11 protein-coding genes are annotated in these 10,987 nt (G+C 56.6%); 8 read left to right on the top strand and 3 right to left on the bottom strand.

Annotation, left to right across the window (positions count from 1 at the left end):
• Positions 1 to 6: 6 nt before the first annotated feature.
• On the bottom strand, positions 7 to 1,137 hold the full coding sequence (gene wecB, locus PSELUDRAFT_RS03075; protein ID WP_088965454.1) for a non-hydrolyzing UDP-N-acetylglucosamine 2-epimerase: 1,131 nt from the start codon (positions 1,135 to 1,137) through the stop codon (positions 7 to 9).
• 203 nt (positions 1,138 to 1,340) lie between these two features.
• On the bottom strand, positions 1,341 to 2,348 hold the full coding sequence (galE, locus tag PSELUDRAFT_RS03070; protein ID WP_088965453.1) for a UDP-glucose 4-epimerase GalE: 1,008 nt from the start codon (positions 2,346 to 2,348) through the stop codon (positions 1,341 to 1,343).
• 348 nt (positions 2,349 to 2,696) lie between these two features.
• Between galE and groES the strand changes: the two genes are divergently transcribed.
• The 8 genes from groES (at position 2,697) to PSELUDRAFT_RS03030 (ending at position 9,588) form a co-directional block, all read left to right on the top strand.
• Positions 2,697 to 2,984, top strand: a complete 288-nt coding sequence (gene groES, locus PSELUDRAFT_RS03065; RefSeq protein ID WP_088965452.1) for a co-chaperone GroES — start codon at positions 2,697 to 2,699, stop codon at positions 2,982 to 2,984.
• Positions 2,985 to 3,031: 47 nt separating this feature from the next.
• Positions 3,032 to 4,672 (top strand): chaperonin GroEL, encoded by a 1,641-nt coding sequence (groL, locus tag PSELUDRAFT_RS03060; protein ID WP_088965451.1) that lies wholly within the window; start codon positions 3,032 to 3,034, stop codon positions 4,670 to 4,672.
• Positions 4,673 to 4,812: 140 nt separating this feature from the next.
• The gene (locus PSELUDRAFT_RS03055) at positions 4,813 to 5,559 is read left to right on the top strand and encodes a Nif3-like dinuclear metal center hexameric protein (RefSeq protein ID WP_088965450.1); all 747 of its coding nucleotides are present in this window, start codon (positions 4,813 to 4,815) and stop codon (positions 5,557 to 5,559) included.
• 124 nt (positions 5,560 to 5,683) lie between these two features.
• Positions 5,684 to 6,268, top strand: coding sequence for a ubiquinol-cytochrome c reductase iron-sulfur subunit (gene petA / locus PSELUDRAFT_RS03050; protein WP_088965449.1), 585 nt, complete (start codon positions 5,684 to 5,686; stop codon positions 6,266 to 6,268).
• Positions 6,269 to 6,282: 14 nt separating this feature from the next.
• Positions 6,283 to 7,620, top strand: coding sequence for a cytochrome bc complex cytochrome b subunit (locus PSELUDRAFT_RS03045; RefSeq protein ID WP_088965448.1), 1,338 nt, complete (start codon positions 6,283 to 6,285; stop codon positions 7,618 to 7,620).
• A 13-nt stretch (positions 7,621 to 7,633) separates the two neighbouring features.
• Positions 7,634 to 8,392: a cytochrome c1 gene (locus tag PSELUDRAFT_RS03040; RefSeq protein ID WP_088965447.1), complete on the top strand. Its 759-nt coding sequence runs from the start codon at positions 7,634 to 7,636 to the stop codon at positions 8,390 to 8,392.
• Between the two features lie 158 nt (positions 8,393 to 8,550).
• Positions 8,551 to 9,153, top strand: a complete 603-nt coding sequence (locus tag PSELUDRAFT_RS03035; protein WP_088965446.1) for a glutathione S-transferase N-terminal domain-containing protein — start codon at positions 8,551 to 8,553, stop codon at positions 9,151 to 9,153.
• A gap of 9 nt (positions 9,154 to 9,162) precedes the next feature.
• Positions 9,163 to 9,588: a ClpXP protease specificity-enhancing factor gene (locus PSELUDRAFT_RS03030; RefSeq protein ID WP_088965445.1), complete on the top strand. Its 426-nt coding sequence runs from the start codon at positions 9,163 to 9,165 to the stop codon at positions 9,586 to 9,588.
• A gap of 81 nt (positions 9,589 to 9,669) precedes the next feature.
• On the opposite strand, the gene PSELUDRAFT_RS03025 is transcribed toward PSELUDRAFT_RS03030, so the two are convergent.
• Positions 9,670 to 10,980: an ammonium transporter gene (locus PSELUDRAFT_RS03025; RefSeq protein WP_088965444.1), complete on the bottom strand. Its 1,311-nt coding sequence runs from the start codon at positions 10,978 to 10,980 to the stop codon at positions 9,670 to 9,672.
• Positions 10,981 to 10,987: the final 7 nt, after the last annotated feature.

Raw genomic sequence — 10,987 nt, 5'->3', positions numbered from 1 at the left:
TCAGCGTCATTCAAGTTGTGTTTTCACTAAGATATCTCTAATGTAAAGAGAGCTTTTCCCATCGCCATACGGGTTGTGTGCACGAGACATTTCTGTATATGCAACGGGACTATCAATAAGCCTAATTGCTTCGTGTAAAATTAATTCAGGCTCGGTCCCGACTAGCTTGACAGTCCCTGCAGCAACCGCCTCTGGACGCTCAGTAGTTTCTCGCATCACAAGGACGGGTTTGCCTAATGCTGGAGCCTCCTCTTGAATGCCGCCGCTATCAGTTAAAATTAAATAGCTTCGACCCATAAGATACACGAATGGTAAATAATCTTGTGGCTCAATCAAGTGGATATTTGATTGGGCTCCCAATGTTTTTTTTACTGGATTTTGAACGTTTGGGTTCAAGTGGACTGGATATAAAATCTGTATGTCAGCTCTTTTTGCTATTGTGGAAAGTGCTTTACATATTTTATCGAATCCTTCCCCGAAATTTTCTCGACGATGCCCGGTGACTAGTATGAGTTTTTTTTGAGGGTCAAGAAACGAAAATTGCTTTGTGAGGAGTTGGTTGATTTTTTTATCATTTCGAACGACGCTATCTACATCAAGCAATGCATCTATCACCGTGTTGCCTGTGACGTGAATAGATGATGGCTTAATATTTTCTTTAAGTAAATTATTCTTGGCTGTTTCTGTTGGTGCGAAATGAAGTGTGCTGATGCAGCTGGCAATTTTTCTATTCATTTCTTCTGGCCAGGGAGAGTAAATTTCCCCTGTTCGCAGGCCTGCTTCTACATGTCCTACGGCAATCTGCTGGTAATATGCGGCAAGGCTTACTGCCATGGTGGTCGAAGTATCGCCATGGACCAGAACAATATGCGGTCGCCATTGTGTTAAAACACCCTTCATACCTTGTAGGACACAATTGGTTATATCGGTTAGATCCTGGCCCGGTTGCATGATATTTAAATCAAAGTCTGGCCGAATCTGAAATAGCTCTAAAGCTTGATCGAGCATTTGGCGATGTTGTGCAGTTACACAAACTTTAATTTCAAAGCGTGGGTCTTTTTTTAGAGTGCGGATCAGTGGGGCCATTTTAATGGCTTCAGGTCGTGTGCCAAAAGCAATGAGTATTTTTTTGAGCATGCCTATTCCATTTTATGCCGTGAGGTTGGATATTTATTTCTTGTCTGCGAAATTTTCCGTTTTCCGTGACAAATTCTCTTGGTAATGGACTGATTCGAATCAGTGACATTGGGGCCGGTCAAGAGAGGCAATGTCCCTGTTCCTGTTTCGACGAGCGTAGTGTGGTATCAATTGTCATATTGCTGGGGGCTCATAAATAAAATTTAAGAGTAACCGATAGGATTCTGACATTGCCAACGCCATGCATCTTCACACATTTCTTGGAGAGTTCTCTGTGCGTACCAACCTAGTATTTCATATGCCCCAGAGGGATCTGCCCATGCCGCTGCGACGTCGCCGGGACGACGGGGTACAATTTCATACGGTACTGTTTTGCCACTTACTGCTTCAAAGGTCTTTACCACGTCGAGTACCGAATAGCCTTTGCCAGTTCCTAGGTTGACAGTAATTATCCCTCCTTTGTCTTGCAAAGCTTGCAGGGCCTTGAGGTGACCCTCTGCCAAGTCAACTACGTGGATGTAGTCCCTTATGCCTGTTCCATCAGGTGTAGTATAGTCGGCGCCGAACACATTGAGACTTGCCTGCCTGCCAATGGCAACCTGACTGATAAAAGGCAGTAGATTGTTTGGAGTGCTATTGGGATCCTCCCCAATCATTCCACTTACATGTGCACCTACTGGGTTGAAATAGCGCAGTATTGCGATATTCCATTCGGGACTAGCGTGGGCAAGGTCACGCAGTATATCTTCAACCATTAACTTGCTGCGGCCGTACGGGTTGGTTGCAGATAAGGGAAAGTCTTCGCGTATGGGGACACTTGCAGGCTCGCCGTATACGGTAGCGCTGGATGAAAACACTAGGTTCTTTACGCCATGTTGTTGCATTGTCTGCAGCAACATGAGTGTGGCAGCAACATTGTTATTGTAATAGGCGAGTGGCTGTTCTACAGACTCACCAACTGCCTTGAGTCCTGCAAAATGGATGACTGCCTTGATCGGGGATTGAAATACCAGATCCAGTAGTTGCGGGTTGAGCAGATCACCCTCCATGAGGTGTACTTGGCGTCCGGTAATCAGCTCTACCCGCCTTAGCGCTTCCGGTGTGCTGTTCGAGAAGTTGTCCAACACTAGTACATCGTAGCCGGCCTCCAGTAGTTGTACACATGTGTGAGTACCAATGTAGCCTGCACCGCCTGTTACAAGGATCATGATTTCTCTCCACGTGCCGTTTGTGTTTCAAGCCTTTCTACTTTCTTTGGTGTGGCGTGACTAAGGTGAGCATGTGAGCGATGTGGTATGAGGTGGAACTGTGGTGGTAGAGAGGTGGGCTTCATGGCGCGAAATTTCTTCGATGGAGAATACACGGCTGGCAAGAGCTCATTATGCCATACGCCGTAGCATGTCTGGAGGAGGGAGGTAAGTTGTAGAGTGCCCCTTGAAAGCCGGTGTCCCCTCCCATATGATTAGCACTCGCAAGCAGGGAGTGCTAATCGATGCATCCCTGCCCACCCACAAGCTAGATCATCGTTTACATAGCTACTGATTCATCAGGAGAGATCAATGGCAATCCGCCCTCTGCACGACCGTGTTGTTATCAAGCGCCTTGAAGCTGAAGAGAAGACTGCTTCCGGCATCGTTCTGCCGGGCGCTGCTGCCGAGAAGCCGGACATGGGCGAAGTTGTGGCCGTGGGCCACGGCAAGATCCTGGAAAACGGCGAGCGCCGTGCCCTGGAGCTGAAGGTAGGCGACAAGGTGCTGTTCGGCAAGTACTCCGGCCAGACCGTAAAGGTTGACGGCGAGGAGCTGCTGGTAATGCGTGAAGAAGACGTAATGGGCATCGTCGAGTAATCCGACCCATTACAACCGTTTAATACAGATTCTGGAGATTAATGAGAATGGCTGCTAAAGACGTACGCTTTGGTGATTCCGCCCGCGCCAAGATGGTAGTGGGTGTCAACATTCTGGCTGATGCCGTTAAAGTGACTCTGGGCCCGAAAGGCCGCAACGTGGTACTGGATCGCTCCTTCGGCGCACCGACCATCACCAAGGATGGTGTTTCCGTTGCCAAGGAAATTGAACTGAAGGACAAGTTCGAGAACATGGGCGCGCAGATGGTGAAGGAAGTGGCTTCCAAGACTTCCGACGTGGCCGGTGACGGTACCACCACCGCTACCGTGCTGGCTCAGGCCATCGTGCACGAAGGCATGAAGTTCGTTACCGCCGGCATGAACCCGATGGATCTGAAGCGCGGCATCGACAAGGCCGTGGTTGCCCTGGTGGGCGAGATCGCCAAGATCGCCAAGCCGTGCGCTACCACCAAGGAAATCGCCCAGGTTGGCTCCATCTCCGCCAACTCCGATTCCGATATCGGTGAAATCATCGCCAACGCCATGGAAAAAGTGGGCAAGGAAGGCGTGATCACCGTTGAAGATGGCAAGAGCCTGCACAACGAGCTGGACGTAGTGGAAGGCATGCAGTTCGACCGCGGCTACCTGTCCCCGTACTTCATCAACAACCCGGAAAAGCAGATTGCCGCACTGGACAATCCGTTCATCCTGCTGTTCGACAAGAAGATCTCCAACATCCGCGACCTGCTGCCGGTACTGGAGCAAGTGGCCAAGTCCGGTCGTCCGCTGCTGATCATCGCCGAAGATGTTGAAGGCGAAGCGCTGGCTACCCTGGTGGTGAACACCATCCGCGGCATCCTGAAGGTTGTTGCTGTCAAGGCTCCGGGCTTTGGCGATCGTCGCAAGGCCATGCTGCAGGATATCGCTGTGCTGACCGGCGGTACCGTTATCGCTGAAGAAGTTGGCCTGACCCTGGAAAAAGTTACCCTGGAAATGCTGGGCCAAGCCAAGCGCGTTGAAGTGGGCAAGGAAAACTCCACCATCATCGACGGCGCCGGCGACGTTGCTGCCATCCAGGCTCGCGTGACCGAAGTGCGTCAGCAGATCGAAGCCGCTACTTCCGACTACGACCGTGAAAAACTGCAAGAGCGCGTAGCCAAGCTGGCTGGCGGCGTTGCCGTGATCAAGGTTGGCGCTGCCACCGAAGTGGAAATGAAAGAGAAGAAGGCTCGCGTTGAAGACGCGCTGCACGCTACCCGCGCTGCCGTTGAAGAAGGCGTGGTACCTGGCGGTGGCGTTGCCCTGCTGCGCGCTCGCGCTGCCGTTGATGCTGTTGAAACCATCAACGCCGACCAGGCTGCCGGTGTGAAGATCGTCCTGAAGGCGATCGAAGCGCCGCTGCGCCAGATCGTGCAGAACGCCGGCGACGAGCCGTCCGTGGTGGTGAACAAGGTGCTGGAAGGCAAAGGTAACTTCGGTTACAACGCTGCCAGCGGCGAATACGGCGACATGATCGAAATGGGCGTGCTGGATCCGGCCAAGGTAACCCGCTCCGCGCTGCAGCACGCTGCATCCGTAGCCGGCCTGATGCTGACCACCGACTGCATGATCGCCGAGCTGCCGGAAGACAAGCCGGCCGCGGCCATGCCGGACATGGGCGGCATGGGTGGCATGGGCGGCATGATGTAATCTGCCTGCTCCCTCACCGAGCAAAAAACCCCGCAGCTTGCTGCGGGGTTTTTCTTTGCGGCCAACCTTTTGCAGGGTTGGCCGCATTGTTGTGGTGGCTCTGGCACAATGGGTGCAAGATGATTCAAGGAGAGCGAGCTATGGAATTGCAGCAGCTGGTAGCTATTCTTAACCAGAAGCTGGAGCCCTGGCGCTTCAAGGACTACGCCCCCAACGGGCTGCAGGTGGAAGGGCGCAGCCAGGTGCGTCACGTGGTGGCCGGGGTGACTGCTTCGCAGGCTTTGCTGGATGAGGCGGTACGCTTGAAGGCGGACGCCATCCTGGTGCATCACGGCTATTTCTGGAAAAGTGAGTCGGCGGCGATTACCGGCATCAAGCGGCAGCGTATCGCCACGCTGTTGCAAAGTGACATCAGCTTGCTGGCCTATCACTTGCCACTGGATGCGCACCCGGAGCTGGGCAATAACGCCCAACTGGGCAGGCTGTTGGGGATTGTGGATGCGGCGCCGTCGGCAGACGAGCCGCTGTTGTGGCAGGGGCAGTTGTCACAAGAAATGGAGGTGGCGGCGTTTGCAACTCAGCTTTCGATGAGACTTGAGCGGGAGCCCCTGGTGCTGGGGCCGGCCGATCGCAAATTGCGACGGCTTGCCTGGTGCACTGGCGGTGCCCAGGGTTACTTTGAACAGGCGATTGCGATGGGGGGGGATGCGTTTCTGACCGGAGAGGTCTCGGAACAGAATCATCACCTGGCGCAAGAGTACGGCGTTACATTTATTGCGGCAGGTCATCATGCGACCGAGCGATATGGTGTAAAAGCCTTGGGTGAGTGGCTAGCTGCGGAACATGCACTGCAGGTTAGCTTTGTCGATCTGTTCAATCCGGTTTAACAACATGCCCCCACTGGCATTAAGGCAATTTGTTGCTTATGCGCTTCAAGTTGCAAGTTGTATTCGGGTAGAATCGTAAAGTTTCAAGTTTAGAGCTCGGTTTCCACGTTTGAGGATGACTGTAATGAGTGAACAACACGTTGATGCGGGGCGCCGTCGTTTCCTGACGGTGGCCACCAGCGCGGTTGGTGGTGTAGCGGCGGCCGGTGTGGCCGTGCCGTTTTTGATGAGTTTTGCGCCGTCCGAGCGCGCCAAGGCGGCAGGTGCGCCGGTCGAAGTTGATATCAGCAAGCTGGAGCCGGGCCAGAAGATCAACGTTGAATGGCGTGGCAAACCGGTATGGCTGCTAAGCCGTACGCCGGAGCAGCTGAAGAACCTGGCTTCTGTCGAGCCGGACCTGGTTGACCCGAACTCCGAAGCTTCCGAGCAACCGGAGTACTGCAAGAACAAGCATCGCTCCATCAAGCCCGGCCTGCTGGTTGCAGTGGGCATCTGTACCCACCTGGGCTGTTCCCCGACTTACCGTCCCGACCTCGCCCCGGCCGACCTGGGCCCGAAATGGGTAGGTGGCTTCTACTGTCCGTGCCACGGTTCCAAGTTTGACCTGGCTGCCCGCGTATTCAGTGGCGTGCCGGCACCGAAGAACCTGGTAATTCCGCCGCACAAATATCTGGCTGACAACCGTCTGTTGATCGGCGAAGACAAATAAGCGAGGGCGAGACCATGAGCAAAGGGCAAAAACTGCTGAACTGGGTAGACGATCGCTTCCCGCTGTCTTCGATGATGAAGGAGCACGTCACCGAGTATTACGCACCCAAGAACTTCAACTTCTGGTACTTCTTCGGTTCGCTGGCCATGCTGGTGCTGGTGATCCAGATCGTTACCGGTATCTTCCTGACCATGAACTACAAACCGGATGCCTCGCTGAACGCTGCGGGCATCCCGGTGGCGTTCGCCTCGGTCGAATACATCATGCGCGACGTGGCGGGCGGCTGGATCATCCGCTACATGCACTCCACCGGCGCCTCCATGTTCTTCGTGGTGGTGTACCTGCATATGTTCCGCGGCCTGATCTACGGCTCCTACAAGCAGCCGCGTGAGCTGGTGTGGATCTTCGGCACGCTGATCTTCCTGTGCCTGATGGCCGAAGCCTTCATGGGCTACCTGCTGCCGTGGGGGCAGATGTCGTTCTGGGGCGCGCAGGTGATCGTGAACCTGTTCTCTTCCATTCCGGTCATCGGCCCGGACCTGTCGGTGTTCATCCGCGGCGACTTCGTCGTTGGCGATGCCACCCTCAACCGCTTCTTCGCGCTGCACGTGATCGCCATTCCGCTGATCCTGCTGGCACTGGTGGTGGCTCACCTGATCGCACTGCACGAAGTGGGTTCCAACAACCCGGACGGCGTGGAAATCAAGAAGCTGAAGGGCGAGGACGGCAAGCCGCTGGACGGCATCCCGTTCCACCCGTACTACACCGTGAAGGATGTGCTGGGTGTGGCCGTGTTCCTGATCGTGTTCTCCGCCATCGTGTTCTTTGCGCCGGAAATGGGCGGCTTCTTCCTGGAGCACCCGAACTTCGACCAGGCTGACCCGCTGAAGACCCCGCCGCACATTGCACCGGTTTGGTACTTCACCCCGTTCTACGCCATCCTGCGCGCCATTCCGTCCTTTGCCGGTACCCAGGTATGGGGTGTGCTGGCCATGGGTGCCGCCGTGGTGCTGATTGCTTTCCTGCCGTGGCTGGACAAGTCGCCGGTGAAGTCGATCCGTTACCGTGGTCCCAAGTTCAAGTTCATGCTGGTGCTGTTCATCATCGCCTTCATTGGTCTGGGTATCCTGGGGGCGGCGCCGTCCACCAACCTGCGTACCCTGGTGGCACAGGTGTTCTCTGCCATCTACTTCGCCTTCTTCCTGGGCATGCCGTTCTACACCAAGAACGACGTGGGCAGCACCCCGGTGCCGACCCGCGTAACCGACAGCACCCCGGCGCGCCAGATGCGCTTCCTGGTGCTGGTGGTCGTGACCGTGGTGGCAGCCACGCTGTTTGCCAAATTCATCTGATAGAGGGGGCAAAATGAACAAGACTATCCGTCAACTGATTGCTGCCGCTGCCCTCTTGCTGCCGGTTTCCGCTGCCATGGCATCGGAAGGCCCGGCCCTGGAGAAGGCGCCGATCAACGTGCAGGACACCGAAAGCCTGCAACGTGGTGCGCAGATTTTCGTCAACTACTGTCTGTCCTGCCACTCGGCCAGCGCCATGCGCTACAACCGTCTGACCGACATCGGGCTGTCCGAAGAGCAGATCAAGAACAACCTGATGTTCGCTACCGACAAGATCGGTGACCAGATGAACGTGGCGATGGACAAGAAGGACGCCAAGGCCTGGTTCGGTGCAACACCGCCGGACCTGTCCATCATCGCCCGCTCCCGCGGCGCCGACTACCTGTACGGCTACCTGCGTGGCTTCTACCGTGACGACACCCGTCCGACCGGCTGGAACAACATGGTGTTCGACAAGGTGGGCATGCCGCACATCCTGTGGCAGTGGCAGGGCGAGCAGGTGCTGAAAACCGAGAAGGGCGCCGATGGCCAGGAAGAGCACAAGCTGGAACTGGTGAAGGCCGGTACCCTGACCAAGCTGGAAAACGGCAAGGCCAACACTGTCGAGTTCGACAAGCGCATGGCCGACCTGACCAACTTCCTGGTGTATGTGTCCGAGCCGGCACAGGTAAAACGTCAGCAGGTGGGTTACGTGGTACTGATGTACCTGTTGCTGTTGCTGTTGCCGTTTGCCTACTTCCTGAAGAAAGCCTACTGGGAAGACGTGCACTAAACCTGCTGTTGCAGGCCGGTACAAAGCGGAGCGATTGCTCCGCTTTTTCTTTTTATAATCATTGACTTATGCAATTTTATTGGCTATTGCCACGGCAAAAGTGCTAAAATTGCCTGTTATTTCATCAATTGTCGCCAAAAGAAGGAAATCCGTTCGCCATGATGACTCTTTATTCCGGAACCACTTGCCCGTTCAGCCAGCGTTGCCGCATCGTGTTGTACGAAAAAGGCATGGATTTCGAGATTATCGATGTGGACGTGCTGAACAAGCCGGAAGACCTCGCCGTGATGAACCCGTACAACGAGGTACCGGTGCTGGTGGAGCGCGACCTGATCCTGCACGAATCCAACATCATCAACGAATACATCGATGAGCGTTTCCCGCACCCGCAGCTGATGCCTGCCGACCCGGTGATGCGCGCCCGTGCCCGCCTGTTCCTGTTCCGCTTCGAGCAGGAACTGTTTGCGCACGTGAAGACGATGGAAGCCGGCGCTACCGGCAAGGAAGCCAGCAAGGCGCGCGATGCCATCCGCGACGGCCTGGTAACCATCGCGCCGATCTTCTCCAAGCAGAAGTTCATGCTGGGTGAAGAGTTCTCCATGATCGATGTGGCCATCGCCCCGCTGATGTGGCGCCTGGAGCACTACAGCATCGACCTGGGCAAGAATGCCGCACCGATCCTGAAGTATGCCGAGCGCCTGTTCCAGCGCCAGTCCTTCATCGACTCGCTGACCCCGGCCGAGAAGGCCATGCGCAAGTAAGGAGCGGCCATGACTGTCAGCACCAGACCGTATCTCATCCGCGCCCTTCACCAGTGGTGTACCGACCAGGGGCAGACGCCCTATATCGTGGTGTGGGTCGACGAAAACGTGCAGGTACCGATGGAGTATGTGAAAAATAACGAAATCGTGCTGAACGTCGGCTATGGCGCCACCCAGGGGCTGCAGATCGACAACGAGTGGCTGTCGTTTTCTGCCCGCTTCGGCGGGGTGTCGCGCGAGATCTGGATTCCGATAGGTAATGTGCTGTCGATCTTTGCCCGTGAATCCGGCGAGGGCATGGGCTTCGAACTGGAAGCGCTGCCCAAGCGTGCAGAGCCGCCGGCGCGTCCGGCAGAGGCTGTCGCACCTGTGGCGGCCGAGCCGGTGGAAGAGAGCAAGGGCGCAAAGGTGATTACCTTTCCTGGCCGGCGCTGACGTCCCGCAGCAAAACAAAACCCCCGCATCGCGGGGGTTTTGTTTTGCTGCGGCCAACCTGTAGTTGGCCGCAAGGCAGGTTTACTCGATGCGTTCGCCGTGCAGCACCACGTCCAGGCCTTCGCGTTCTTCTTCCTCGCTGACACGCAGACCCATGATGGCGTCTACGGCCTTCAGCAGCACGAAAGTGACGGTGGCGCAGTACACCGCGGTAACGCCGACACCGAGTGCCTGGGTGGACAGGCTGCCTTCCACGCCGCCGATGTTCTTGACTGCGAACACGCCGGTCAGCAGTGCGCCGATGATACCGCCCACGCCGTGTACGCCGAAGGCATCCAGCGAATCGTCATAGCCCAGCATGTGCTTGAGGCTGGTGGCGCTCCAGTAGCACACCACACCGGCGATCAGGCCGATGGCCAGCGCGCCCTTCGGATCGACGAAACCGGCAGCCGGGGTGATGGCCACCAGGCCGGCTACGGCACCGGACACGATGCCGAGTACGGACGGTTTGCCCTTGGCGATCCATTCCGCAGCCATCCAGCCCAGCGCGGCAATACCGGTAGCTACCTGGGTGGTTACCATGGCCATGGCGGCACGGCCGTCAGCAGCGGCGGCAGAGCCGGCGTTGAAGCCGAACCAGCCCACCCACAGCATGGAGCCGCCGATCAGGGTCAGCACCAGGTTGTGCGGCGGCATCGCTTCCTTGCCGAAGCCCACGCGCTTGCCCAGCACCAGGGCGCAGATCAGGCCTGCCACACCGGCGTTGATGTGCACCACGGTACCGCCGGCGAAGTCCAGCACGCCCTTGTCGCCCATCCAGCCGCCCGGTGCCCATACCCAGTGGGCTACCGGCACATACACCGCCAGCGACCACAGCACCATGAATACCAGCATGGAGGAGAACTTCATGCGTTCGGCAAAGGCACCGGCGATCAGTGCCGGGGTGATGATGGCGAAGGTCATCTGGAACATCATGAACACCCCTTCCGGGATGGTCGTCGCCAGCGGGTGCACGGTCAGCTTGCCGGCATCCTTCAGGTACAGCATGCCATCAAGGAACAGGCGATCCAGACCACCGATCAGGCTGTTGCCGGGCATGAAGGTCAGGCTGTAGCCCACCACGGCCCACAGTACGGTGATGGCGGCACAGATGGCGAAGCTTTGCATCAGCGTGGCCAGCACGTTCTTCTTGCGTACCATGCCGCCGTAGAACAGCGCCAGGCCCGGAATGGTCATGAACAGCACCAGCGCGGTGGAAGTCAGCATCCAGGCGGTGTCGCCGGCGCTGATGGTGTTGGCCGCAACCAGGGTCGGGGCGGTATTGTCGGCCAGTGCCGGCAGTGCGGTCAGCAGCCAGGGCAGGCTGGCGGCGGCAAGCAATTGCTTTTTCATGTTCGGT

Origin of the sequence: Vogesella sp. LIG4 (assembly GCF_900090205.1) — a bacterium.
Lineage (GTDB): Bacteria > Pseudomonadota > Gammaproteobacteria > Burkholderiales > Chromobacteriaceae > Vogesella.
The sequence above is the reverse complement of the archived record's forward strand: the minus strand, read 5'-3'. Positions and strand labels throughout refer to the sequence as shown.

What these genes read in the sequence shown, in the direction of transcription:
- PSELUDRAFT_RS03035 (WP_088965446.1), top strand. Translation starts at nt 8,551, where the DNA reads ATGATGACTCTTTATTCCGGAACCACTTGCCCGTTCAGCCAGCGTTGC.
- PSELUDRAFT_RS03025 (WP_088965444.1), bottom strand. Translation starts at nt 10,980, where the DNA reads ATGAAAAAGCAATTGCTTGCCGCCGCCAGCCTGCCCTGGCTGCTGACC.
- petA (WP_088965449.1), top strand. Translation starts at nt 5,684, where the DNA reads ATGAGTGAACAACACGTTGATGCGGGGCGCCGTCGTTTCCTGACGGTG.
- PSELUDRAFT_RS03055 (WP_088965450.1), top strand. Translation starts at nt 4,813, where the DNA reads ATGGAATTGCAGCAGCTGGTAGCTATTCTTAACCAGAAGCTGGAGCCC.
- groES (WP_088965452.1), top strand. Translation starts at nt 2,697, where the DNA reads ATGGCAATCCGCCCTCTGCACGACCGTGTTGTTATCAAGCGCCTTGAA.
- wecB (WP_088965454.1), bottom strand. Translation starts at nt 1,137, where the DNA reads ATGCTCAAAAAAATACTCATTGCTTTTGGCACACGACCTGAAGCCATT.
- groL (WP_088965451.1), top strand. Translation starts at nt 3,032, where the DNA reads ATGGCTGCTAAAGACGTACGCTTTGGTGATTCCGCCCGCGCCAAGATG.
- PSELUDRAFT_RS03030 (WP_088965445.1), top strand. Translation starts at nt 9,163, where the DNA reads ATGACTGTCAGCACCAGACCGTATCTCATCCGCGCCCTTCACCAGTGG.
- PSELUDRAFT_RS03040 (WP_088965447.1), top strand. Translation starts at nt 7,634, where the DNA reads ATGAACAAGACTATCCGTCAACTGATTGCTGCCGCTGCCCTCTTGCTG.
- PSELUDRAFT_RS03045 (WP_088965448.1), top strand. Translation starts at nt 6,283, where the DNA reads ATGAGCAAAGGGCAAAAACTGCTGAACTGGGTAGACGATCGCTTCCCG.